Source organism: Acinetobacter sp. TWP2-2-3, assembly GCF_049896445.1.
GTDB lineage: Bacteria > Pseudomonadota > Gammaproteobacteria > Pseudomonadales > Moraxellaceae > Acinetobacter.
In genome coordinates this window covers 80,878-107,173 of sequence record NZ_JAFCUI010000006.1, presented here as the reverse complement: position 1 = coordinate 107,173, position 26,296 = coordinate 80,878, and the positions used below count along the sequence as shown (strand labels likewise).

23 protein-coding genes and 1 pseudogene are annotated in these 26,296 nt (G+C 42.9%); 8 read left to right on the top strand and 16 right to left on the bottom strand.

What is annotated here, in order from left to right; translation table 11 throughout:
* On the top strand, positions 1-1,140 hold the full coding sequence (locus tag ACP7AK_RS10225; protein WP_005263276.1) for a YdcF family protein: 1,140 nt from the start codon (positions 1-3) through the stop codon (positions 1,138-1,140).
* Positions 1,140-2,183: an alpha/beta hydrolase gene (locus ACP7AK_RS10220; protein WP_195725881.1), complete on the top strand. Its 1,044-nt coding sequence runs from the start codon at positions 1,140-1,142 to the stop codon at positions 2,181-2,183. The genes ACP7AK_RS10225 and ACP7AK_RS10220 overlap by 1 nt, the downstream gene beginning before the upstream one ends.
* A gap of 69 nt (positions 2,184-2,252) precedes the next feature.
* Here the strand turns inward: ACP7AK_RS10220 and ACP7AK_RS10215 are convergent, their stop codons facing one another.
* Positions 2,253-3,923: a glutamate synthase-related protein gene (locus ACP7AK_RS10215; RefSeq protein ID WP_425879830.1), complete on the bottom strand. Its 1,671-nt coding sequence runs from the start codon at positions 3,921-3,923 to the stop codon at positions 2,253-2,255.
* Positions 3,924-4,424: 501 nt separating this feature from the next.
* Positions 4,425-5,432: a helix-turn-helix transcriptional regulator gene (locus ACP7AK_RS10210; RefSeq protein WP_004278803.1), complete on the bottom strand. Its 1,008-nt coding sequence runs from the start codon at positions 5,430-5,432 to the stop codon at positions 4,425-4,427.
* Positions 5,433-5,786: 354 nt separating this feature from the next.
* Here ACP7AK_RS10210 and ACP7AK_RS10205 point away from each other — a divergent pair.
* The 5 genes and pseudogenes from ACP7AK_RS10205 to ACP7AK_RS10185 form a co-directional block, all read left to right on the top strand.
* A pseudogene (locus tag ACP7AK_RS10205) lies at positions 5,787-7,232 on the top strand (circularly permuted type 2 ATP-grasp protein); the annotation flags it as partial.
* A 22-nt stretch (positions 7,233-7,254) separates the two neighbouring features.
* On the top strand, positions 7,255-7,857 hold the full coding sequence (locus tag ACP7AK_RS10200) for an alpha-E domain-containing protein (protein ID WP_004278801.1): 603 nt from the start codon (positions 7,255-7,257) through the stop codon (positions 7,855-7,857).
* Positions 7,854-8,633, top strand: a complete 780-nt coding sequence (locus tag ACP7AK_RS10195) for a transglutaminase family protein (RefSeq protein WP_004278799.1) — start codon at positions 7,854-7,856, stop codon at positions 8,631-8,633. Before ACP7AK_RS10200 ends, ACP7AK_RS10195 begins: the two co-directional genes overlap by 4 nt.
* Before the next feature lie 13 nt (positions 8,634-8,646).
* Entirely contained in the window at positions 8,647-9,381 is a 735-nt protein-coding gene (locus ACP7AK_RS10190; RefSeq protein ID WP_005247272.1) for a proteasome-type protease, read from the top strand.
* An 82-nt stretch (positions 9,382-9,463) separates the two neighbouring features.
* Positions 9,464-9,895 carry a BLUF domain-containing protein gene (locus tag ACP7AK_RS10185; protein ID WP_005106614.1) on the top strand — a complete coding sequence of 144 codons (432 nt, stop codon included), beginning with the start codon at positions 9,464-9,466 and terminating at the stop codon, positions 9,893-9,895.
* Between the two features lie 46 nt (positions 9,896-9,941).
* Here ACP7AK_RS10185 and alr read toward each other — a convergent pair whose 3' ends face one another.
* The 12 genes from alr to ppsA all read right to left on the bottom strand — a co-directional run bounded on the left by alr (position 9,942) and on the right by ppsA (position 23,062).
* Positions 9,942-11,012 (bottom strand): alanine racemase, encoded by a 1,071-nt coding sequence (gene alr, locus ACP7AK_RS10180; protein WP_425879829.1) that lies wholly within the window; start codon positions 11,010-11,012, stop codon positions 9,942-9,944.
* A gap of 49 nt (positions 11,013-11,061) precedes the next feature.
* Positions 11,062-12,504 carry a replicative DNA helicase gene (gene dnaB, locus ACP7AK_RS10175; RefSeq protein ID WP_005247269.1) on the bottom strand — a complete coding sequence of 481 codons (1,443 nt, stop codon included), beginning with the start codon at positions 12,502-12,504 and terminating at the stop codon, positions 11,062-11,064.
* Between the two features lie 216 nt (positions 12,505-12,720).
* Entirely contained in the window at positions 12,721-13,167 is a 447-nt protein-coding gene (gene rplI, locus ACP7AK_RS10170) for a 50S ribosomal protein L9 (RefSeq protein WP_004278793.1), read from the bottom strand.
* A 9-nt stretch (positions 13,168-13,176) separates the two neighbouring features.
* Positions 13,177-13,404: a 30S ribosomal protein S18 gene (gene rpsR / locus ACP7AK_RS10165; protein WP_004278792.1), complete on the bottom strand. Its 228-nt coding sequence runs from the start codon at positions 13,402-13,404 to the stop codon at positions 13,177-13,179.
* A gap of 12 nt (positions 13,405-13,416) precedes the next feature.
* Positions 13,417-13,803 carry a 30S ribosomal protein S6 gene (gene rpsF / locus ACP7AK_RS10160; protein WP_004278789.1) on the bottom strand — a complete coding sequence of 129 codons (387 nt, stop codon included), beginning with the start codon at positions 13,801-13,803 and terminating at the stop codon, positions 13,417-13,419.
* Between the two features lie 438 nt (positions 13,804-14,241).
* On the bottom strand, positions 14,242-15,120 hold the full coding sequence (gene cyoE, locus ACP7AK_RS10155; RefSeq protein ID WP_425879828.1) for a heme o synthase: 879 nt from the start codon (positions 15,118-15,120) through the stop codon (positions 14,242-14,244).
* Between the two features lie 10 nt (positions 15,121-15,130).
* Complete coding sequence (locus ACP7AK_RS10150; RefSeq protein WP_004645410.1) at positions 15,131-15,457, bottom strand: cytochrome o ubiquinol oxidase subunit IV; 327 nt, start codon at positions 15,455-15,457, stop codon at positions 15,131-15,133.
* Positions 15,457-16,077 carry a cytochrome o ubiquinol oxidase subunit III gene (gene cyoC / locus ACP7AK_RS10145; RefSeq protein WP_004278786.1) on the bottom strand — a complete coding sequence of 207 codons (621 nt, stop codon included), beginning with the start codon at positions 16,075-16,077 and terminating at the stop codon, positions 15,457-15,459. Before cyoC ends, ACP7AK_RS10150 begins: the two co-directional genes overlap by 1 nt.
* 4 nt (positions 16,078-16,081) lie before the next feature.
* Positions 16,082-18,070, bottom strand: a complete 1,989-nt coding sequence (gene cyoB / locus ACP7AK_RS10140; RefSeq protein ID WP_004278785.1) for a cytochrome o ubiquinol oxidase subunit I — start codon at positions 18,068-18,070, stop codon at positions 16,082-16,084.
* Between the two features lie 3 nt (positions 18,071-18,073).
* Positions 18,074-19,168 carry a ubiquinol oxidase subunit II gene (cyoA, locus tag ACP7AK_RS10135; protein WP_004278784.1) on the bottom strand — a complete coding sequence of 365 codons (1,095 nt, stop codon included), beginning with the start codon at positions 19,166-19,168 and terminating at the stop codon, positions 18,074-18,076.
* A gap of 298 nt (positions 19,169-19,466) precedes the next feature.
* Entirely contained in the window at positions 19,467-20,264 is a 798-nt protein-coding gene (locus tag ACP7AK_RS10130; RefSeq protein WP_004278783.1) for an RDD family protein, read from the bottom strand.
* Between the two features lie 419 nt (positions 20,265-20,683).
* Positions 20,684-23,062: a phosphoenolpyruvate synthase gene (gene ppsA, locus ACP7AK_RS10125; protein WP_425879827.1), complete on the bottom strand. Its 2,379-nt coding sequence runs from the start codon at positions 23,060-23,062 to the stop codon at positions 20,684-20,686.
* A gap of 154 nt (positions 23,063-23,216) precedes the next feature.
* Between ppsA and ppsR the strand changes: the two genes are divergently transcribed.
* On the top strand, positions 23,217-24,053 hold the full coding sequence (ppsR, locus tag ACP7AK_RS10120) for a posphoenolpyruvate synthetase regulatory kinase/phosphorylase PpsR (protein ID WP_004278781.1): 837 nt from the start codon (positions 23,217-23,219) through the stop codon (positions 24,051-24,053).
* Between the two features lie 246 nt (positions 24,054-24,299).
* Here the strand turns inward: ppsR and ACP7AK_RS10115 are convergent, their stop codons facing one another.
* On the bottom strand, positions 24,300-24,863 hold the full coding sequence (locus ACP7AK_RS10115; RefSeq protein WP_425879826.1) for a flavoprotein: 564 nt from the start codon (positions 24,861-24,863) through the stop codon (positions 24,300-24,302).
* A 343-nt stretch (positions 24,864-25,206) separates the two neighbouring features.
* Positions 25,207-26,211 carry an LLM class flavin-dependent oxidoreductase gene (locus tag ACP7AK_RS10110; protein ID WP_425879825.1) on the bottom strand — a complete coding sequence of 335 codons (1,005 nt, stop codon included), beginning with the start codon at positions 26,209-26,211 and terminating at the stop codon, positions 25,207-25,209.
* Positions 26,212-26,296 lie beyond the last annotated feature (85 nt).

Here is a 26,296-nt window from a genome sequence, read left to right as displayed (position 1 = left end):
ATGAAAAACACCCATTGGATGGTACGTTTGCTACAAATTGTCACTGGACTGTTTGTGCTATGCGGCTGTCTACTGGTGTTGGTTTATACGCCTTTTTACTCAAAAATGATCGTCAAGGGCTTAAACCAGTTTGTCTCCTTAGAGCTAAATGAAGTCGCGGCTCAAAGCCAGAAAATGGCTGCACTCAGCGAACATGAAAATCTGGAACCTGGCTCTGATTTGTGGATTGCCCGTCAGGCGTATTTAAAGGTCATGGAACAGGATATCCAGCAAAATAACTCGGCCAACCTGATGCTGATTCAGGCACGTTATAAAGCACTGCAGCAGGTGATTGAAGAATATCAGCGCGAACAGCAAGATCAAAAAGCAGAGCAAAGTCCACCTGCTCAGGTGCCCTTATTGTCCTCACAGGAAGATGCAGAACCAGCCGATCCGACAGCCAATGTCCGGGAATTGCTGGAGTGGGACAGTAGTGAAAATAAGGAACGCATTGAGCAATATATGGAGTTTCTGACGACGCATCCACTTGAGCAGGGTGAAGCCAGTTCGGTACAGGAAACCGATGGAGAGGAAATCCAGCAGGACTTGGCTTTACTACAAGAGCAACAGCAGGCTAAACCGGCGAATAGCTCCCAACCTTATGCCATTGTGGTATTGGGTGGTGGCTTAACCCTAGATGACCAAGGCAAAGAGATCATCGTCAATAACTATACGCGACTACGTCTGGAAACTACGCTGGCAGTAGAGAAACATTATCAGTTGCCGATTGTTCTGAGTGGGGTCGAAGCGCCGTATATGCAGCGCTGGTTAAAAAATCATGGTGTCGATGCCAAATTACTGGAAGATCGCAGCATGAACACCTGTGAAAATACCCGTTTCAGTTCATTATTATTACAAAAGAAAGGTGGAGCGCCTACAGTGATTCTGATTACGGATCGTTATCATATGCCGCGTACCCGCCGTTTATTTGCGTTAAATGGCATACAAACCATTCCGGTAGAAGCGCCGATGCCAACGCCATTGACACGATGGCGTCCAAGTGCACAAAATTATGATCACAGTCGTCGTGCCAATTATGAAATGTTGGCGACCATGCGCGATATGTGGTTTGGATCCAGTGACTGTCGGGAGGTGCCATAATGTCTGATATCCCATTTTTAAATCCCACCATTCTGAAACAGCTGGATTTACCCATTCCGAGTCGGGATGTTACGCCTCAACTCTTGCCACCTTTAAACCTGAATCGTAGTGATGAACCGCCGATTGATCTGCAGTCCTATCGCAAGCTTTATGGTTTTGATTTACTGGACTGCAAACACTGGCAGGGCTATGTACAGATGCCTTTATTCAGGTTACATGTACAGGTGTTTGAGCCAAATCTGGAAAATACCCGCTTTGATAAGATTCAGGGAACCGCTTTTTTGCTGCATGGTTATCTGGAACATAGCGGCATTTATCAGCCCATTGTCAAAGAGCTTTTGGAACAGGGTTTTAGCGTATTAACCTATGATCTGCCGGGACATGGTCTGAGTGATGGTTCACCTGCCAGCATTCAGAATTTTGATCATTATCAGCAGGTTTTACATGCCGTACATCGTTATGTGCAGCACGCTTCACAATTACCTAAACCTTGGGTCGGCATCGGGCAGAGTACCGGCGGTGCGATCTGGATGCACCATTTACTGGAGTTTGCGGAACGTCGTGAAAATCCTTTTGTTGAACGAGTCTTATTGTTATCACCATTGATTCGTCCCGCTAAAACTGCCTGGTGGCATAATTCGGTCGGATTGGGCATTATTAGCCGAATCAAACGTGAAGTTCCCCGACATTTCAGACGCAATAACCATAATCCGGAGTTTTTGCGTTTTATCCGGCTTAAAGATCCATTACAACCGCGAATAATGGGCATGGACTGGATTTTAGCGATGTCACGCTGGATGCTGGAAATGGAAGCGCGTCCGGCTTGTCGTATTCCAGTCTGGCTGGCGCAGGGTGCACAGGATCAGACTGTCGACTGGCGTTATAATATCGAATTTATCCGGCGTAAATTCCGGCTCCAAACTTTGCTGATGCTAGAAGAAGGTTCGCATCAGTTAATCAATGAGCGTGCTGATATTCGTGCTGCACTCACGGGTTTGATTCCTGCCTTTTTACATGCACATGGCAGCAAAACTTATTATTGATAGATTGAAAATTGAATATTTAAAAAGGCATTTGAATTAAACGCCTTTTTTGATTTTAAATGCATCAAATTAAAATTTTTCTAATTGGGCCAAATTCCACATCCGGAAGTAGAAGTTCTCCTCATCTTTATTTTCACAGGACAATAATTCGCCTTCTTTCAGCCAGAAATGAATCTGCGCAAAGTTCTTTATTTCGTGATTATTCACGCGTTGTGCCAGATGATGCGCCTTAATAGCTGAAGGGTGTTTTAAACCTGCGGAAGCAATCAGTTCAGATAGGGCATGCAAGGTGTTTTTATGGAAATGAAACACCCGTTCTGCCTTGGTCGGCACATGTAAAGCTTTCTGACGATCTTTATCCTGGGTGGTGACTCCGACAGGGCACTGGTTGGTATGACAACTTTGTGCCTGAATACAGCCTACTGCAAACATAAAACCACGGGCAGAGTTCACCCAATCCGCACCAATGGCAAGCGTACTGGCAATATCGAATGCACTAATAATTTTACCACTTGCACCAATTTTGATCTTATCTCTCAATCCTGCACCAACCAGGGTATTGTGTACAAACAGTAAACCTTCTCTTAATGGGGCACCAACATAGTCAATTAATTCAATGGGTGCAGCTCCCGTTCCACCTTCAGAGCCATCAACCACAATAAAATCTGGGTAAATCTGGGTATGTAACATAGCTTTGACCATGCTCATAAACTGCCACGGTTGACCCAGACACAGTTTAAATCCGACCGGTTTTCCGTTGGAAAGTTCACGTAATTTTTGTATGAAATGCATCATTTCAATCGGTGTGCTAAATGCCGGATGACTCGAAGGTGAAACACAATCATGATCACGGCTGATGCCTCGAATTTGGGCAATTTCTTCCGAAATTTTACTTTTAGGTAAAATACCGCCGTGGCCAGGTTTTGCGCCTTGCGAAAGCTTGATTTCAATCATCTTCACTTGGGGTAATTTGGCTTGTGCAGCAAAACGTTCCGGATCAAATTGCCCATCTAAAGTACGGCAGCCAAAATAACCACTGCCAATTTCCCAGACCAGATCACCACCATATTCCAGATGGTAGGGGCTGATACTGCCTTCGCCTGTATCATGGAAAAAATCACCTTTTTTAGCGCCGAGATTAAGGGCTCTTATTGCATTGGCACTCATGCTGCCAAAGCTCATGGCTGAAATATTTAAAATAGAAGCTGAAAAGGGCTGGGTACATTGCTCATTTCCAATCAGGATGCGAAAAGTCTGCGGATCGGCAACTTTGCAGGGCGTGATGGAATGACTAACAAGACGGTAATTATCTTCATAGACATTCAGGATCGAGCCGAAAGGTTTATCAGAATTTTCATTTTTTGCCCGCTGATACACCAGACTGCGCTGCATACGGGAAAAAGGCAGTGCGTCCCGGTCGGCTTCAATAAAATACTGACGAATCTCGGGACGGAATTCCTCAAAGATAAAGCGGAAATGTCCCATAATGGGATAATTTTTCAGAATGGAATGCTTATTTTGTAGTACATCATACAAACCCAGCAAACTCAGCAGAATGCTCAGGATCCATAGGGTATTCACTAACGTTTGCGGCATAAAATAATAGATATAACGCGGTGAATAACCGATATGAAATGTAGTAAAAATCACTGCAATCAGAATGCAGGCAAACCAGACCGAATGGCGGGAAAAGAAAGTATTGAGCAGCTTGTGACGTACTAATTGAGCAGGGTTAGCCATTGTAAAATTAAGTCCCTATTTCTACTTCTATAGGGCTTTATGATGTGCAGAGCGAGGTATCTTATACAAGCAGAGAATTGTTATTCGATTTTATAAACTTGCCGAAAATGCTATTAAGCCAGACAATCAATCGGCAGCGATTACAGATAAATTTTACGGAAAAAGTTCTATAGAAAAAATCTGCAAAAGACATGCATTCTATTTATTTCACAAGTAAGGCGGATGACTTTATAGTCGGTTTATTCACTACATAGGAGTCTTAAACCATGACCAAAAAATCCATTCGCTTTAATGATGCTGAGCTGGCTTGCTCATGTCTCAGTCATTTTTAAATATTGATGTTTCATTCAAGCTGCATTTCGGGGTGTCAAAGAAAAGCAGATTGGCACAGCGGCAGATCACCACAACAAGAACAAAAATATAAGCATAATTCTCCAGTCCCCAATTTGGGGATTTTTTTATTCTGGAATACCTAAAAGAATCTGGATGAAGCCTGTGTAGTTAAGGGTTTTCCTCATCCAGTTGAGCGACTGCATTGGCCACAATACTCGGTTCAATATGTTTAATCTTTTTACCAAAGCTACGCAGCCACCAGACCAGTTGAGAGGTAAATGGCACGGTAGCAGTGATCAGCGACATGCCATCTTCCATTTTTTCAATTTTCTGGTCTTTACTGAGCTGGCTTTCCTCAAAGTAATGCGCATCCGACTCTGACATGCTGAGTTTAAGCGTGACATTTTCGGTGGGATGGTTGAAGTCCACCCGGAAGCCCAGTGCACCAGAATCAATATAATCATCAATATCGAAATTGACCGGATGCAAGGCACGTGAATTCAGCACGACGGCCGATTTAAAGCGGTGCAGTGCAAAGGTCTGGATATCCGATTTGTCATGACGGGTACACACCAGATAAATGATTGACCCTTTTTGTACCAATGCCAGAGGATTGAGAATATAGGTTTTTTCTTCGCTGTTATGACCACGGCCCTGATACACACATTCCAGTTGTTTGTCCTGTAACAGGCCTTCATACACCGCTTGCTGCGCGGCCTTATCTACCACAGGTGGAATCAGCGGTTGGGTGGCCGGAACAATGCGTACGCGGTTAATCCATTGCCGGACATTGTTCTGGGAAGAAAGACTGCGTCGTGCCAGATCAAACCACGGATTCATTTCCTCGATCAGGCTCGGTGGCAGCAGATGTTTTAAATGTTCTTCGACCATCATGAAAGTGACCGCTTGCGAGCTGGTCATATGCGGCAAACTTTGCAGCGGCGCATCTGAACGCCAACGCCAGCCTTGCGGCGTGGTTTTACTGCTTTCAATTGGAAAGCGTTGCGCAATCTGATTCAGGTCACGCTGAATGGTACGTAGACTGATATCAATGCCTTCGCGATTCAGGATTTCCTGTAATTCACGTGTTCCCATCCATTTGCCGGTAGAAAGACGCGACAAAATTTGCCATTGGCGATACAGACTGTTTGAAGTTTCTTTTTCTTGTGCTGACATAATTTATTTTGCTGGCAATAAAGAAGAGGGGATTTAGGCTTAGCTTAACACAATAAAAAAACTCTCATTTTTTCGCAAGTCCCTCTGTGCAACATTTGTCCTACAATTCTAAAACAACTTGGTCGAAAATAGCATTGAGTTCATTGGGCATTTATTAGATTAATGGTAATTGAAATGCAGATGTCATGGCATGGATATTGCTTTGATTTAATTATAATAGATGATAATACGAGGGTTTGTATGCTTAAAGGAAATCAGGATACAAATGTGATTGAAACAATTGATAAATTTAGTTCCCAGAATATTGGAAAAAATTTTATAGACACTAAAACTACAGCGGTATCTACTACAACAAACCCACAACTTTTACTGCAGCAGTTATCTTCAAAGTTCTTTAATGAAATGCAGGATGAACATGTGCTGTCCAGTCAGGCAGGTCAAAGACTGGAAGAATGGTTATCACAACATACGCTGGATGAACTCAATGCACTGAATCAGGTAGCAAAAGAACATTTTTTACATCACGGTATTACCTTTACCGTTTATGGCGATGAAGAAGGCGTAGAACGCACCATTCCCTACGATATCATTCCGCGAGTCATAGACCGGAAGCAGTGGAATATGGTGGCTTTAGGCTCGGCACAACGGATACGGGCGCTAAATTTATTCTTACATGATATTTATCATCAACAGGACATTTTAAAAGCCAATATTATTCCTGAGTTGCAGATTTTAACTCATGAGGCCTATCAGCCGCATATGTATCAACATAGCTTGAAAGGTGGGATTTATAGCCAGATTAGTGGAATCGATGTGATCCGTGATTCCAAGGGCGAGTTTTATGTCTTAGAAGATAATCTCAGAACGCCATCTGGCGTGTCTTATATGCTGGAATGCCGCAAGATCAGTGAAAAACTCATGCCAAAAGTATTCGAGCAGTCCAAGATTGCCGGAATCGAGCAATATCCACAATTATTGAAAGAAATCCTGATCGAAAATGCCTACGTCGACAAGCCATTTGTCGTGGTGCTGACCCCAGGACGTTTTAATAGCGCTTACTATGAACATGCCTTCCTTGCAAGGGAGATGGATGTACCATTGGTAACATCACGTGACCTTTTTGTTGATGACTCGAAGGTTTATGTAAAAACCATACGTGGTCGCCAACGAGTCGATGTTATTTATAGACGGGTCGATGATGCGTTTCTTGATCCTTTATGCTTTAAACCGGATAGCACTTTGGGTGTCGCTGGCTTGATGTCAGCTTATTTGCAAAATAATGTTGTGATTGCCAATGCACCGGGAACCGGTGTGGCAGATGACAAATCGGTTTATCCATATGTCGACAAAATGATTCGTTTTTATTTGGGCGAGCAGTCAATTCTAAAAAATGTTCCGACTTATCAATGTCGTAATTCTGAAGAATTAGACTATGTCGTGGCTCATCTGGATCAGCTGGTGGTGAAAGAAGCGCAGGGTTCGGGCGGTTATGGCATGCTCATTGGACCACAAGCGTCTAAACAGCAAATTGAAACTTTCAGGGAGAAAATTTTAGCTGCGCCGCATTTATATATTGCGCAGCCCACTTTGGACTTATCGGTTAGTCCGACTTTGACCAATTTTGGTATTGCTGAACGTCATATCGACTTACGCCCGTTTGTATTGAGTTCGCCTTATCGTACTGAAATCGTACAGGGTGGCTTGACACGCGTGGCGATGCAGCCCGGTTCACTGGTGGTGAATTCATCACAAGGTGGCGGTATCAAAGATACCTGGGTAGTCGACAATTTACATTCATAAGATTCCAAAGAAGGAAAATGTCATGGTTTTGCTGAATAGCAATGCACAACATATTTTTTGGTTAGGGCGTTATTTATCTCGCACTCATTTTTTATGTGCGCGCTTTCCATTTTTAGAAGACGAAGCGGCAGTAGCGTATGCCCATGCTTTCTGTTTGCCTGCCTTTGATGCCAGTTCCCTAAATGAGCTGGTACTTGATCCTACGCAAGTGGCGTCTTTTAGCCAGCAGTTTAAAGTAGCTAAAGACAATATTCAGGAATTACGCGGGGTGCTGTCTGCTTCAGGCTATGCGGAACTGATGAAATTGATCAAAACCGCAGACAAAAATGCTGGTTATATCTGTGAAGTGGTGACGGAATGTGAAGATATTCTGGAAGCCGAATCTTCCGATATTTTTCTGTTTTTTAGTCTAGGGCAATGTGTCGAACAGCTCGATCATCAGTTACGTCTGGGTGAAGAAACCAGTACTACACTCTGCAAGATTGATTATGTGGTCAGAATTTTGGTAGAGATGGGCTGGAATGATCTGGAACAGTACTGGGAGCAGTTGCGTACAGAACCGAACCGGATTCAGTTTTACCAGTTTAGCGACCATATTCATCAACTGTTTGAGGCAGATGTATGAAATTGATGGTGAATCACCAAACGCATTATATGTACACGGCCGAGGTGAGGAACAGTATTCAGTACATTAAAATGATGCCTTCGAGCAATGCGCATCAGCGGGTGCATTCCTGGGATATTAGTGTGCCGGGTAATAAAGAAATCCGGAAAGATGCATTTCATAATCTGTGGATGACCTGTAGCCAGCGGGAGCCTTATTATTCCCTGACTATCATGGCGCAAGGGATTGTTGAACTGAATCCTGCGCATCAGAGTGGACTGAATGATTCAATCAATCCCAATCTTTTTCTACAGCCGACCGAATCAACACAATGTAATGCAGCAATGAAAGATTTTGCACAGCGTCATGTTCCTGCATTAACCCGTCAGCATTTGATCGGACTGGCGCAGGCCTTGCTGGAACATGTGCCTTATATTTCCAACAGTACTTCAGTGCAAGGCTCTGCAATAGATGCCTTTGAGTCGAGACAGGGCGTCTGTCAGGACCATAGTCATATTTTCATTGCCATGTGTAAATATCTAGGTTTACCTGCCCGTTATGTGTCTGGTTATTTATATGCACAAAATGCTTCGCATCTGGCCAGTCACGCTTGGGCAGAGGTGTTTGTAGACCAGACATGGTATTGTTTTGATGTCAGTAATCTGTTGTTTACTCCAAGTTCGCATGTATATGTGGCGATTGGACGGGATTATTGGGATGTGGCACCGGTACGCGGTGTCAGAGAAAAGGGCGGTGTGGAATCCATGCATTCCATCGTTCAAGTGCTAGGATGTTAATAAGGACGAATGAATGACGTATTGTTGTGCACTACGTTTAGAGCAAGGTATGCTTTTTATTAGTGATACCCGGACCAATGCCGGAGTAGATCACATTTCTGTATTTCGAAAGTTGTATACCTTTGGTATTCCTGGGGAACGTATGATCGTCATACAGGCATCCGGAAATCTGGCAACAACACAAGCCGTAATTGGGCATATCAAAAATCAGCTCGAACTGAAGCAGGAACCCAATATCTTGAGTCTGCACACCATGTTTGATGTCGCTGAGCTGGTAGGTAGTACGTTGAAAAAAGTGATTGCGAATGTTACGAGCGATATTTCGGAACAAAGCAATTACTATTGTAATCTGCTGGTCGGTGGGCAGCTTAAAGATCAGGATATGCAGCTTTATCATGTCTATCCGCAAGGGAACTTTATCTGTGCCACACGTGATACGCCGTATTTCCAGATTGGTGAAAGTAAATATGGCAAGCCGATCCTGGATCGTGCGCTGACTTATGATATGCCACTGGATGAAGCCTTGCGCTGTTCCCTGATTTCATTTGCATCGACCCTACGTTCCAATGTATCGGTTGGCATGCCCCTCGATGTGCTGGTCTATAAAAAAGACAGCCTGATCATGCCAAGAGGCAAGCGTATTGCTGAAGATGATGAGTATTTCACGTCAATAAGCCGGCAATGGTCAGAGACCTTGAAAAAAGGACTGGCAGAACTTCCGGTTCCCTCTAATGAGTATTTCTTATAATAAACCTATCCGGGTTCAGGTTTTTCGCGTACAGTGTTAACTTCTATGCAGTTCAGCATAATAAAAATAGAGGAGTTAGCGCATGTACCAATTTTGTTACGCCAGTAAAAGTACTTCTCCCAAACCTGACTTACTCGAAGATTTGGCGAATATCCTGAAAGAAGCTCGTGATTTTAATTACCAGCATCAAGTCACGGGTGTACTGTATTTCGCAGATGGTCATTTTTTTCAATGTCTCGAAGGTGAATGTCCCACTTTAAAAAGTCTGTTAGTAGAGCGATTGAATAAAGATCCTCGTCATCAGGATATTAAATTATTTGAGACCAAGGAAATTGAATATCCAAGTTTCCCGGACTGGTCCATGAAATATATTTCCAAACGCAGTCAGATCCAGCAATTCTGTCGGGAAATGGGATTTGATGACTTTAATCCTTTTGCCTTTCAGCAAAGTCATGTCGATGCCTTATTAATGCAATTATGCATAGAGCAGGGCGAAGAACAAAAGTCAGCCTAAAGAAAAGCCCAACAGATGTTGGGCTTTTTTAACTCTTAAGATTAGATCAAACTACTTTGCGTAGTGGACGATTGCTCAGTCGGCATAATAGTTCATAACCAATCGTGCCATTGGCTGTCGCTACATCATCCAATAGACGGGTTTTACCCCAAAGTTCGACTTCTGTACCTAATTGCACATCTAGTCCTGTCACATCAATGGCAATCATATCCATGGCAACCCGGCCAATCACGCGAGTTTGCTGACCATTGATTGCGACATAGTTCTGTTTAGGGAAAGCGCGAGGATAACCGTCACCATAGCCAATTGAAACAATGGCCAAAGTCATGTTTTGGTCTACGGTGAACGTCGAACCATAACCGACATGCTCACCCGCTTGAATATCATTCAAGGCAATAATTTCAGCTGTAAACGTCATGACCGGTTTTAAATCTAGGTCATGTACATCACGGTCTGCAAAAGGCGTCGCGCCATAGAGCATGATTCCGGGACGGACATAGTCAAAATGCAATTCTGGATATTTATAGATTGCAGCCGAGTTACAGCAAGAAGCTAAAATTGGCGCGCAGTCATTTTTAATTTCCAAGAATTGACGGATTTGTTCATCATTCAGTGGATGCTCAGCATCGGCATTGGCAAAATGCATGGCAAGCACACAAGTAAAGCCTTCAGCTTTTAGCGTATGAATTACGTCTTTGATTGCTTCAATTTTGAAACCTAATCGGTTCATGCCGCTATTCAGTTTGACCCAGACTTTAAGTTCTTTGGCGATATAGGCATCTTTATGTGCAATTAACCAGTCGACTTGAGCCTGTTGATGCACAATAACTTCAATATTCTGTTCGATTACGATTGGCATTTCATCTGCAGAAAAAACACCTTCGATAAGCGTAATCGGCTGTAGATAGCCTAATTCACGAATTTCCAGGGCTTCTTGCAGGCAGGCGACACCAAAGGCATCGGTTTCGCTTAAGGCTGCTAAGCAGTCTTTAACTCCGTGTCCATAAGCATTGGCTTTTACCATGCTGACAATTTTCGCGGTTGGGGCAAGTTGTTTGACACGGTTTAAATTATATTGCAGCGCAGCGGTGTCAATATAAACTGTAGCTTGACGCACCCTAAATTACTCCTAGAGGGACGATGGAAATGTGAGGACGAGAGCCTGATTACTCTTCGTCATCATACTGAGCATAGAACTCAGGTGAGAGATTACTAAAGCGGGTATATTGACCTTCGAATGCCAGACGTACGGTACCAATCGGGCCGTTACGCTGTTTACCGATAATAATTTCGGCGGTGCCAGCTTCCTTGGATTCCTTGTTATAAACCTCATCCCGGTAAATAAACATGATCAAGTCGGCATCCTGCTCAATCGCACCGGATTCACGCAAGTCGGACATCACCGGACGTTTGTTTGGACGGTTTTCCAGCGATCGGTTGAGCTGTGACAGGGCAATTACCGGACATTGCATTTCCTTCGCTAAAGCTTTTAAGCTTCGGGAGATTTCCGAGATCTCGCCGACACGGTTATCGCCCATACCGGGTACTTTCATCAGCTGCAAGTAATCGACCATGATACAGCCCAGCTTTCCGCCATGCATTTTGGCAATACGACGCGCACGGGCACGTAATTCTGTTGGTGGTAGCGCAGAAGAATCATCGATATACAGATTTTTTTCTTGTAAATGCACAATGGTACTGGTGACTTTTGACCATTCATCACTGTCCATTTTACCAGAACGTAAATGTCCCTGATGCACGCGACCAAATGATGAAATCAAACGCATGGCGATGGAGTCGGCTGGCATCTCCATCGAATAGACCAGAGCAGGCAGGTTATTATTGAATAAAACACTTTCGACCAGATTCATGGCAAAGGTGGTTTTACCCATGGAAGGACGCGCTGCGACAATAATCAGGTCACCGGATTGCATGCCGGAAGTTTTGTTATCCAGTTCCACAAAACCAGTAGTTAAACCGGTAATGCTGCCTTCCATTTGCGACAGTTCATTTAATTTATCAAATACGTCTGCGACCACCGAGTTGATCGGCTTAGGGCCTTGCGCTTTGGCATTGTTATTATGCTGTTCAGCAATTGAGAAAATATTCGTCTCAGCCAGATCCAGAATTTCACTCACTGTGCGGCCTTTGGTGTCATAGGCATTTTGTAAAATTTCGGAGCTGACTTTAATCATGCTACGCAGGGTAGAGAATTCTTTAATTTTGCCTGCATAGGTTTCCAGATTATAGAAACTTGATGGCGAATCTGCCATCAGCTGCATCAGATATTCTTCGCCACCAATTGCATCAAGCAAGTTTTGTTTGATGAGCCAGTCATGCACCAGAACCGCATCATAAGGCGAGTTTTCTTTAGAGAGCTGCTCAATGGCACGGAAGATATATTTGTGTCGGGTGGCATAAAAATCATTTTCGGTCAGCACATCACCGACCTGCTCAAAAGATTCAGCCACAGTCATAAGGGCAGCAAGTACAGCCTGTTCAATTGCTAAATTGTGAGGTGGAGTACGGAACTCCTTGAGATTGCTATTTTCAGTAACAATTTCCGGTTTAGCAGTAGCTACCTTTTTGCTGGCATTCGCCTGTGACATATAAATCCCTGATTTTAAATACAATAGTTAAATATCGTCGGAGATGAATAGCGTTTATTCACTACGAGATGAAATGATACGCGCTCTGATCAAAAATGCGAAGTGCAATTTTTTGTAAACACGAATAATAAAATGAATTTGACAGTGTTGGCTAGATTATATTTTTTAGAGATAAAAAAAGAGCATGCTTTCGCATGCTCTTTTTGAGGCGAGAAATTACTCAGCTACGATAGTAACTAGAACTTCTGCAGTAACATCATGGTGCAATTGGATTGCGATGTTAAATTCGCCAGTGTGACGAAGCGCGCCATTTGGAAGACGTACTTCAGCACGGTCTACTTCTAGACCAGCATTTGTCAACGCGTCAGCGATGTCACGAGTACCGATAGAACCGAATAGTTTACCTTCATCACCAGCTTTCGCAGTGATAACGATGTTCACTTCGTTCAATTGGTCAGCACGTGCTTGAGCAGCAGCCAAGATAGCAGCTTCTTCTTTCTCAAGTTCAGCACGACGAGCTTCAAAAGCAGCAGTGTTTGCTTCAGTTGCAGCAACAGCCTTACCTTGAGGGATAAGGAAGTTACGGCCGTAACCAGCTTTAACTGAAACTTTATCGCCTAGTTTACCTAGGTTTTTAATGCGTTGTAATAAGATAATATCCACAGCTCAACCTCACTTATGATTGTCAGTGTAAGGGATCAAAGACAAGTAGCGAGCTTGTTTGATAGCTAACGCTAATTGACGTTGGTAACGAGCTTTAGTACCTGTAATACGGCTAGGAACAATTTTGCCGTTTTCAGTGATGTACTGTTTTAAAGTGTCGATATCTTTGTAGTCGATGTACGTAACGTTCTCAGCTGTAAAGCGGCAGAACTTGCGACGACGGTAAAAACGTGCCATGTTATGTTCTCCTTAAGCTTCAGCAGAGTCTTGAGCGTGTTGTGCTTCTTCACGTTGAGCTTTACGCGCACGTTTTTCTTCAGCACTTTTCGCCAATAATGACTCTTCAGTGATAGCGTTTTCACGACGGATGATAAGGCTACGAATGATTGCGTCGTTATAACGGAACAATTCTTCAAGCTCATCAAGAGTAGTTTGACCACACTCAACATTCATAAGAATGTAGTGAGCTTTGTGGATCTTGTTGATTGGGTAAGCCAATTGACGACGGCCCCAGTCTTCAAGACGGTGGATTTGACCTTCAGCTTCTTTGATGTGAGTTAGGTAGCGTTCTACCATACCAACTACTTGATCGCTTTGATCAGGGTGTACTAAAAGTACGATTTCGTAATGACGCATTGTCAGCTCCTTACGGTTTGGACAGCCCCAATTTAAGTAAATTGAAGCAAGGAGTCACAACCAAAGTTGTGTCGCAGTGTTTGCGAAGGGGGAATTGTAGTGATCTTTAGGGATAATTTCAACCAAATAAGACATTTTTGCGAAATTATCTCTATAACCAGATCGATCATCAGAACCTGACTTTGGCTTTAAGCAAATTTGGACTGGTTAAATTCAGCACATGTATTGTTGCGAAGATCAAGCTTTACTTATCAGGCCAGAAAATCTAGAAAACTGAAGGATCGGAGTCTGGAACCAGAAAGATTGAATTTTCTAAGCAATCAGGAAGATCGAGGTTTAGCTTTATAAAGCCGAATTTTTGATTCTGCTCTACAACTATTGGAAGTAGGGGATTAAGAGAAATCAAAATAAAAAAAGATAGAGACTAACTCTATCTTTTTAAAAAAATACAATCTGTGTAGATGGCGCAGTTGAGGTAAAGCTAAAGATAATACTAATGACAGTAATCAGGATCACCGAGAACAAGAAATATTTCTTTGCCCAAAGTTGATCATTTTCAGCTTTAAATCCAATGACACCGATATACAACCAGTAAATGCACAGTAAGTTTAAAATCACTGCATAGAACCAGTTGGCATAACCAAAGACAAATAACGCATTCATGGTCAGCGTGAATAACACCACATAAACCAGTGATTCAATCTTGGTACGATGAATCGAACGTGCCACAGGCAAGATCGGAATGCCTGCATTTTTGTAATCATCAAAGCGATAAATCGCAATCGCCCATGAGTGAGGCATTTGCCATAGCGCATAACCTAAAAAGATCAGTAACGCACCGAGGTCAAATTGATTGGCCACTGCGGTATAACCAATGACAGGCGGAGCTGCACCAGAAATACTGCCTACAACAGTTTGATGAATTGTGGTTCGTTTTGTCCATAGGCTGTAGAAACCAACATATACGACAAAACCAATCACCGCGAATAAGAAAGCGTACGCATTTACCCAGAACCATAAAAGACTAAAACCAACGATGCCTAATACCAGAGCAAAGGCCAGGGCAACAGGTTCGGAAATGGTTTTGGTGACCAGAGCACGATTTTGAGTGCGCTGCATTTTTTGGTCGATGTCCTGGTCAATCATGTTGTTGACCACACATCCTGATGCTACGACAAGCGTAGTACCGAGAAGGGTAATAAGCAGGAGAAGGAAATCTACAGAACCTTGAGTGGCTACGAAGTAGCCACCCAAAGTGGTAACAAAGTTACCGAAGAGAATTCCTGGCTTAGTCAGGAATAAATACTTTTTCAGCATGACGACCAGTTTAGATCATCATGTTGTAGTGTAGGTAATTCATGATCCATACAGAACCCACTAAAAGAATAGCGATAGTTAAGATGGTATACACGAATGCAATCACGTTCCAGCGTTGCTCTGAAGAAGAGTTCATATGCAGGAAGTAAATTAACTGCACAAGAATCTGAGCAACCGCAGTAATCGCGATGACAGTAATCAAGATACCACGGCCAAAACCGCCTGCCATCACCATACCGAATGGAATTACGGTAAGAATGACAGAAAGGATGAAGCCAACAGTATATTGCTTAACGTTACCGTGTGATTCGCCAGCAGCGTTATGATCGTGACTCATTACAGAACTCCCATCAAGTAAACTACGCTGAATACACAGATCCAAACGATGTCAAGGAAGTGCCAGAACAAGCTTAGGCAAGCTAGACGACGCGTGTTTGCAAGAGTCAAACCATATTTCTTGATTTGAACCATAAGCACGATCATCCAGACCAGACCAGAAGTTACGTGAATACCGTGCGTACCTACCAAAGTAAAGAACGCAGATAAGAACGCACTTGTGCTTGGACCGTGACCCGCATGAACTAGGTGATTGAACTCATATAGTTCCATGCCGATGAAGATAGCACCGAATACCCAAGTAATCGCTAACCAAGTCAGTACTTTTGCAACGTCTTTTTTGTATGCAGCAAGAACTGCAAAACCAAAGGTTACAGAAGAGATCAAGAGGGCGAAGGTTTCAGTAAGAACGAAACCTAAAGAGTCGCCAAACAGGTCTCTCGCACTTGGAGTACCCACAGGAATGTGGCTACTCAAAACAGCGAACGCAATGAAGAGTGTGCCGAACAGGACAAGGTCACTCATCAAGTAAGTCCAGAAACCAAAGACGGTGATGTCAGTATCATCGTGATGATGATGCTCATCGTGTCCGTGGTTATCGTGATGAAGTACTTCAGCCATTGTCTTAGTCCTTCTTCAAGTGTTTTTCAAGAATCGCATAGCGTTCGTTTTCAATACGCTCAACTTCAGCAGCTGGAACATAGTAATCCACTTTCTTGGTGAAAGAAGACACGATGAAGCTAATGATAGAAGCAATGAACGTAACAACTACTAACCACCAGATGTGCCAGATTAAACCGAAGCCCATAACAGTGATGAACATCGCGATAACGAAACCGGCAGCACGGTTAGTCGGCATGTGGATATCTTCGTACTTCGTTGGTTTTGCATACGCAACACCATTTTCTTTCTCGATCCAGAAAGTATCAATACCATTGATCTTTGGAAGATGAGCAAAGTTATAGAACGGAGCAGGAGAAGATGTCGCCCATTCAAGGGTACGACCATCCCATGGATCGCCAGTCAAATCTAGACGTTGGTCACGTTGTAGGAAACCAACCACGATTTGCATGATGAAACATAGAATACCCAGTGCAACTAGAACCGCACCAAACATCGCGATATCTACATACGGGTCCCATTCTGGGTTGTCAAATGTATTCAAACGACGTGTCATACCCATGAAACCAAGGATATAAAGTGGCATGAATGCAAAATAGAAACCGAAGAACCAGAACCAGAACGCTGCTTTACCCCAAGTCTCATTCAGTCTCCAACCGAACATTTTCGGCCAGTAGAAGATGATACCTGCGAACATACCGAATACCACACCACCAATAATTACGTTATGGAAGTGAGCAATCAGGAATAAAGAGTTGTGTACCAGGAAGTCCGCTGGTGGAACTGCCATCAATACACCTGTTAAACCACCGATACCGAAAGTTACCAGGAAGCCTAGTGTCCATAGCATTGGAGTGGTGAAAACAATACGACCCTTGTACATGGTGAACAACCAAGAGAAGATCTTCACACCTGTAGGAATCGCAATAATCATGGTCATGATACCGAAGAACGCGTTAACGTTGGCACCTGCACCCATGGTAAAGAAGTGGTGAACCCATACAACGAATGACAATACTGTGATTGCTACTGTTGCATACACCATTGATTTGTAACCGAACAATGCTTTGCGCGAGAAAGTCGCAACAACTTCTGAGTAAATACCAAATGCTGGTAAGATCAGAATGTATACTTCTGGGTGACCCCAAGTCCAAATCAAGTTCACGTACAACATTGGACTACCGCCCAAATCATTGGTGAAGAAGTGGAAACCGAAGTAACGGTCAAGCGTTAACATTGCGATTGTTGCAGTCAACACCGGGAAAGCCGCAATAATCAATACTGCTGTACATAAAGATGTCCAGGTAAAGATTGGCATTTCCATAAGTTTCATGCCAGGCGCACGCATTTTGATGATGGTAACGAAGAAGTTAACACCCGTTAATAGCGTACCTAGACCTGAAATTTGCAGTGCCCAGATGTAGTAGTCCATACCTACGCCTGGAGAATATTCGATACCAGACAGTGGAGGGTATGCCATCCAACCTGTTGCAGCGAACTCACCTAACGCAAGTGAAACCATCATCAGACCCGCAGCGCCGGCGAATAACCAGAAGCTTAAAGAGTTTAATAATGGGAATGCAACGTCACGTGCACCGATTTGAAGCGGTACAGAGATGTTCATTAAACCAACTACAAGACCCATTGCCACGAAGAAGATCATGATCACGCCATGCGCGGTAAAGATCTGGTCGTAATGCTCAGGGTGTAGATAACCTTCGCCGCCACCTTTTGCAAGGAACTGCTGAAGACGCATCATGATCGCATCGGCGAAACCACGCAAAAGCATGATCACAGATACGAAGATATACATGATACCAATTTTTTTATGGTCTACAGATGTGAACCATTCGTTCCACAGGTAGCCCCATTTTTTGAAGTAGGTAATACCAGCAAAAACTGCGATACCACCCAGGATCATCATTGCAACAGTTGCCAATACGATTGGATCGTAAGGAATTGCATCTGGACCTAACTTACCTAAGAAGCTCATGTCTTATTCTCCTTGAGAAGCAGTCGCATGTTCACCAGCTACATGAGCTTCAGAAGCAGCCGCTTCGTGAGCAACAGCATCAGTCGCTGCAGCTTCTACAGGAGCTGAATGATCAGCACCGTGATAGTTACTCATATACTTGTGAATCACAGATTCAAACAAACCTTGCTCTACAGAAGAGTAGTAAGTCACAGGATGTGGCTTAGTAGGGTAAGGCTTCATTGCTTCAGCAGCAGCCTTCTCTTCAGGAGTTTCAGCTTTTGCAATAATCGCTTCGATCTGGTGTTTACCACGGTTGCCGTCACGTAAAGTTGCAAATTCAGCTTGGTCTAGAACAGTTTTTTGTACTGCATTAGGGTTAACTGAAGTACCGTTTCCTGCCTGAACAGCAGAAATCCATTCAGCGAATTGAGCATCAGTCACAGAATGTGCACGGAAGCGCATTTGTGAGAAGCCATAGCCTGAATAGTTTGAAGAGAAACCACGATAACCTTCAGCTGGACTAGTTTCATCAGCTAAGAAGTTAAGGTGAGTTTGCATACCTGCCATTGCATAAATCTGACCACTTAACGCCGGGATGAAGAACGAGTTCATCGTGAAGTTAGAGGTTAAACGAAGGCTTACCGGAGTTTGCTCTGGGAAACGTAATTCGTTAACAGTTGCAATGCCTTGCTCAGGATAGATGAAGATCCATTTAAATTGCTCAGCAATAACCTGAACAGTTAAAGGTGCTTTATCTGCTTCAATTGGACGGTATGGGTCATACTTGTGGGAACCCCACCAAGTTAACCAAGCTAAAATACCAATAATAATGACAGGGATACCCCATACCACAATTTCAATCGCAGTAGAGTGTGCCCATGTAGGTTTATAGTCTGCGTCTTTATTCGATGCACGATATTTCCAACCGAACCATAATGCCATGATGATTGATGGAATAACCACCAAAAGCATTAAGTAAATCGCAGTCATCATCAGGTTACTTTGACCTGCTGCAACTGGACCTTTAGAGTTCAGAAGTACCATATCACCACCACACCCGGTCAAGAGTGCAGTCATCGCAGATAAAGACAATACAGCTAAAATCGTTTGTCTCATTTTACAACCTCGGTGAAGAGTCCCATTCCCTAATTTAATATGGGATAGCGATTAAAGTGCACATGACAAAAAAGGCTGAATTTTACAAAACATCCTATTAATCACAATACACCGCTACGTTGTAGGGCATTATGCCTGAGATTCACGAACTAAGCTATATCTAGGGCGCTTTAAATGCCTGTAATAAAAACCGATTTTGCTGGTCTGGATTGGGGAGGATTTATGGGAATTTTATTTCAATTTCAAAGTTCTGTAATCAAAATGGGATGATATTCATCCCATTTTGTGTATTCCTGCACTATTGTTTCACAACTTGCGTTTTTGCGAGTTTATCGTGCAAGGTTTGACGTTTTTTGCCCAATCCGAAGGCCCAGTCAATAATTAAACTCAGTGGCATAAATACAATATTTAAAAATATGAAAAATACGCTACGAATAGTAAAGGCGCGCAACAGGCTGGTCTTTTCACCTGATTCTACATCTACAATTTTGATTTTCGTGAGCTTTTTACCAATACTTTGGCCTGATTTGGCAATCAGAAAGGCTTGAATGGCCAGCATGATAATCAAATAGACCGCTGTGGCAAGCCACGCCTGCTGAGAAAACATCTCAAACATTTGAGTCTGTAATTGCTGAGCCATTGCAGGATCTGCATCGCTACTCAGCACAACATTCATGAATTCTTCATTCAGTTGAGCAAACCGGGTTTCCTGTTCAGGCGTAAAAAAAGCAGTCAAAATGAAGGTTGCTGGTAGCCACAGTAATACGTCTACAATTTTGGCCAGGATACGGCTTGGAATACTGGCAAGTTCATTTTTTTGAGTTGCTGTTTGAGTATGAGGCTGTGAGTAGGCCGAAGTCGTTGGTTGGCTATTCTGGAATACCGGCGTTTCAGGTGTGACTGCTGGAGCGACATAACCTTCGGGTTGATATACCGATTTTCCTTGGGTAAGTTCACCTAAGGCTTTCCACTCGGTCATGCCTTGATGCCATGCCAGGTCAGTCAGCATGACTTGTTGATTCGCCAGCATCTGATTCAATTGCTCGAGCGTATATGGACCAGCTTGTTGATTGTTTCGGGCCAAGTAAATCTGCATATAGACTGAATCTCAATATATAAATGTGAACTGATAATAGCTTTGATCAAGATTGTATTGAATTCTGTTTTGAAAACAAACATCCTCTCATCGTAAGATATAGATTAATTGAGGATTTTCAATCATATTTGTCATTAAAAATGAGCCCATACAAAATTGCAAGGATCTGCATTCTTAAAAATATCTTCCTGAACATTCGATGGTTATTTATTATTATTGCCATTTTGATATGACTTTACTGTTGGTATTTGTTTGTCATTACAGTCTTTATGTGTTGATAAGCGTTGATTTAATTATATTTATAAATTCAATTGTTTAGCTTGTGATTGGGTCTTTAGTTATCAATTTTCAAACAATAAATCATAATATCTATCTCATAAAAAAGACCCTATCAAAGGGTCTTTTTTATTCACAATTGCTTATGCTTTTTGCACTTTTTCTTCAGCCAGGAAGAACCAAGTTTCAAGTACCGAGTCTGGGTTTAAAGACACAGAGTCGATACCTTGTTCCATTAACCATTGTGCAAGATCTGGATGATCAGAAGGACCTTGACCACAAATACCGACATATTTGCCAGCTTTACGACATGCTTGAATTGCAAGAGAAAGCAACGCCTTAACTGCAGGGTCGCGCTCATCAAATAGGTGAGAGACAATACCCGAGTCACGGTCAAGACCAAGCGTTAATTGTGTCAAGTCGTTTGAACCAATAGAGAAACCATCGAAATGTTCAAGGAACTGATCTGCCAATAAAGCATTGGTTGGAAGTTCACACATCATGATCACTTTAAGGCCGTTTTCACCGCGCTTAAGACCATTTAATGCAAGAAGTTCAATTACACGTTTCGCTTCAGCAACAGTACGAACAAATGGAATCATGATCTGGATATTGGTTAAACCCATTTCATCACGTGCCTTTTTCAATGCACGACATTCAAGTTCGAAGCAATCACGAAAGTTATCAGAAACGTAGCGACTTGCACCACGGAAACCTAGCATCGGGTTTTCTTCTTCTGGCTCGTATAACTTACCACCGATCAAGTTTGCATATTCGTTAGACTTGAAGTCTGACATACGAACAATGACTGGCTTGTCTGCAAATGCAGCAGCAAGTGTCGAGATACCTTCAACCAGTTTCTCTACATAGAATTCAATTGGAGATGCATAACCTGCAGTACGCGCCATGACTGCTGCACGTGTTTCACGTGGAAGGCTGTCAATATTGATTAATGCTTTCGGGTGAACACCAATCATACGGTTAATAATGAATTCAAGACGCGCCAGACCAATACCTGCGTTTGGAATTTGAGCAAAGTCAAATGCACGATCCGGGTTACCCACGTTCATCATTACTTTAAATGGAAGAGCAGGCATAGACTCAATTGAATTCTTTTGAATTTCAAAATCTAGTGCGCCTTCATAGATAAAGCCAGTATCACCTTCAGCACAAGACACAGTCACTTCCTGACCGTCTACAAGAACTTCAGTTGCATTACCACAACCCACGATTGCAGGAACACCAAGCTCACGTGCAATAATTGCTGCGTGACAAGTACGACCACCACGGTTTGTTACAATCGCAGCTGCACGTTTCATGACTGGTTCCCAATCCGGGTCAGTCATATCAGATACAAGAACATCACCGTCTTGTACTTTGTCCATTTCTTTAATAGACGTCACAATGCGGACTTTACCAGAACCAATGCGTTGACCGATTGAACGGCCTTCACAGATCACAGTACCGCGTTGTTTCAACAGGTAGCGTTCCATGGTGCCGACATTTTCACGGCTTTTTACAGTTTCAGGACGCGCCTGAACGATGTAAATCTTGCCATCATCGCCATCTTTTGCCCACTCGATGTCCATTGGTGCACCGTAGTGGTTTTCAATGATCAGCGCTTGTTTAGCAAGTTCTTGTAATTCTTGGTCGTTTAAAGCGAACTGTTGGCGTTCAGCTTTTTCAACATCCACGACAACGACAGATTTACCTGCAGATGCTTCTTCACCATAAATCATTTTCTGGTGCTTAGAACCCAGGTTGCGACGAAGGATCGCGTGTCGGCCTGCATTTAAAAGCGGTTTAGAAATATAGAATTCGTCCGGGTTAACTGCACCTTGAACGACCATTTCACCCAAACCATAAGATGCAGTAATGAATACTGCATCACGGAAGCCTGATTCAGTATCTAGCGTAAACATCACACCTGCAGCGCCAGTTTCTGAACGAACCATGCGTTGTACACCAGCAGACAGGGCAACTACATCATGGGCAAAGTTTTGGTGTACACGGTATGAGATTGCGCGGTCGTTGTACAAAGATGCAAACACTTCTTTGATTGCGATCAGAACGTTATCGATACCACGAATATTCAAGAAAGTTTCTTGCTGGCCAGCAAAAGAAGCATCCGGCAAATCTTCTGCAGTTGCAGAAGAACGAACGGCAACCGCGATGTCAGGGTTGCCGTTAGAAAGTTCTGCAAATGCTGTACGAACTTCTTGTTCTAATGCAGGCGTAAGTGGAGTATCCACAATCCATTGACGAATTTTTGCGCCAGTTTCAGCGAGTGCATTCACATCATCAACATTGAGTACAGCAAGCTCTGCATTGATTTTAGCGTTTAGGCCACTTTGCTCGAGAAATTCACGGTAGGCATCGGCAGTCGTTGCGAAACCACCTGGCACAGATACACCAGCATTTGATAAGTGGCTGATCATTTCGCCTAGTGATGAGTTTTTCCCACCGACCAGCTCAACGTCGTGCTTCCCTAATTTTTCCAGACCAATTACGCGCGCTTCCAAAGTTGTTACTCCACTTTTGCAGTATTAATCACTATCTCGGCATGAGAGTATAGCAAATCATCTAGGTTTTTGATTTTACTAAGCGACAGTCATGTAAGATCGGTTTACTATAAAGATTATATAGCACTAAGACAAATGTTGGAGGAGAATTTTAATGTCGGAAGGTAAACAAATTCAGCGTAGTGTTTTCTTTATTTCAGATGGTACCGCCATCACCGCTGAAACCCTTGGACACTCGCTGTTAGCGCAGTTTCCGCATGTGAAATTTGACATTCATATTATTCCTTACATTAGTTCCGAAGAAGCGGCTACAAATGTGGTGGCAGAGATCAATGCAAGAGCTCAAATCGACGGTGAAAAACCGCTGGTATTTGATACCCTAGTTGATCCCTATGTGCGCGACATTATTAATACTGCAAATGCAGTAAATCTCGATGTATTTGAAGGGCTTATTAGTAAGTTGGCTGATGAATTAGGCACGATTCCTACAACTTTAGTCGGGCAGACCCACGCGGTGACCGACTCTGAGTCTTATAAGGCCCGTATTGATGCTGTTCATTTTGCTTTAGATAACGACGACGGCGCACGTACCCGTCATTATGATAAAGCTGACCTGATCCTGATTGGTGTATCGCGGTCAGGTAAAACCCCGACCTCTATTTATCTGTCTTTGCAGTTCGGTATTCGCGTGGCGAACTATCCACTGACTGAAGAAGATTTGGATGATAACCGACTGCCAGCCGTGCTGCGACCGCATAAAAACAAGCTGTTTGGCCTGATGATTGATGCGGAACGCCTTGTGGCCATTCGTTCTGAGCGTAAGGCCAATAGCCGTTATGCCAGCTTTAGTCAGTGTCAGATGGAGTTGCGTGCGATTGAAGGAATTTATATTTCGGAAGGCATCAAGTACCTGAATGTGTCTGAAATGTCGATTGAAGAAATCTCAACACGTGTGTTGCAAATGACCGGTTTAAAACGTCGAATCGGTTAAGAAACCAGCCAGAGCCAAACTGCGGTTTGGCTTTGATTTATAGCTAAAAATTACAAGTAAGCATTGATTAATCGAAATAATGTATGAATTTTATAATTCTAAGAAAATACCAACTATCATATTCTGAAATATAAAAGAGTCTTCTTTGCTCATTCTGTTGAATAAATCATCATGTCGGTTCTTGATACGTAAATAAAAATCTCATTATCAGCTTACCAATTTTTTATTTTTACTGTTCAGTACGAGTTATTTTTCTGCTAAATAAGTATGAATAATGATAGCGACTGGATGCTGCTCACCATTGATACAATGAATCGTATTTTCCGAAATTTTCAGAATCGGCCAGGTAATCAGCTGGCAATTTTCACGTTGTAGAGCAGCATAATAATGATCTGATTTCAGATAAATTTTACGTGAAGATGCAAGATTTGGCATTAACTGGCGTCTTAGCCACAAATTCTGCACCTGATTTTCTAAAAACCGCAGAGAGAGTAGACTTTTAATGCGGTTGTTAAATAAGCGACGATTTTTACCAATTAGTGGATGATTAATAATCCGTTGCAGAATTCGGTCGGAACCAGGCAATACAAAAGCGGGATTAATCTGGAAAACTTTCACCGAACGGGCATATTGACTGATTTTATCCAGCTGGCTCACGGTAAACTGATCCGTGCCAATAATCGCAATATCTTTATCTGCATAATCCAATTCTAACAGTTCGGAAGAGGGCACTTTAATTCCATTAAACTGCTGAAAATGTTCGGGGCGATTTTCAAAAATACCAGCGTGTGGATCCTGCTTGGTAGACATTAGAATTCCTTGAATTTATTTAATAATTAATTTTCTTTGTATGAGATATAAACAAAAACTCAAGCCAGGGTAAAGTGAAAAATTTAACTTAGACAGTCATCTATTTGACCAAAATATAAAATCTGATTTTGTTGAGGCTGAATGGGTTTACAGGCGATCCAAAAAGAATGAATTTTAACTTGCTGAGATGGATGAAAGAAATGAAGTGTTCGTTCAAAGAAGAGGCTGTTTAATGGAGGAGGTCGATAGAAATGATTTTACTGGGATGTTTCTTTTAGTCATTTATCTTTAAAGGTGAAAAAACATCTACCCATTGCTGAGAATAGGTAGATGCAGCTTTCATTTACAGACCGTTTTTAATTTGCATCAACAGCTCAAAGTTGTGCAGACGTTTGTCAGTGTCATAGATGTCACAAGTAAAGATAAACTCATCCACATCATATTTGGCTAAAAGCGATTCTAGCCCAGCTTTAACGGTTTCTTTGGAGCCGACCTGAGCCATGGCAAAGAAATTATCGACTGACATTTTTTCCGGCGGCGACCACAGACCTTCCATCGAATCAATTGGTGCTTTAAGTTTTAGGCTTTGCCCACGAATCAGTGATAAAACCCGCTGATAGGCACTAGTCACCAGATATTCTGCTTCTTCATTGGTATCTGCGACACAGGTCGGTACGCCCATCGATACATAAGGACGATCGAGATATTCAGACGGTTCAAAGTTTTCACGATATAATTGAATGGCCTGACCCAGCATACGCGGGGCAAAATGCGAAGCGAAGGAATAAGGTAGGCCGAGTTTTGCTGCCAATTGCGCACTAAACAGACTGGACCCTAATAACCATACAGGTACATGCGTGCTTTGACCCGGCGTTGCCACAATACGCTGTCCTGGAATTGGATCTTTAAAATATTGCAGAATTTCCAGAACATCCTGCGGAAATTGATCTTCGGTTTCCTGACGGCCACGACGCAGGGCACGCATGGTCATTTGATCTGTACCGGGTGCGCGGCCCAGACCCAGTTCAATACGATCCGGATAGAGCGTTGCCAAGGTGCCGAACTGTTCTGCTACTACTAGTGGAGCATGATTCGGCAGCATAATTCCACCAGAGCCTAAAGTTAGGGTTTTGGTATTCGCCAGTAAATAGCCTAAGAGAACTGCGGTTGCTGAACTGGCAATGCCATCCATATTATGATGTTCTGCCAGCCACATCCGGCGATAACCCAATTTTTCTGCTGCTTGGGCAAGTTCCAGCGCATGGTTTAGCGCGAATTGAATAGTCTTGTCGTCACGAACAGGAACCAGTTCGAGTATAGAGAACTGGGTATCGTTAAGCGTACGCATAGTATTACTCTTAAATAGACATCTCTAAAAGCATACGACTTTAGAGAGTATTTGTATATCGAAAAAAATCGATATAAGTGTAAAC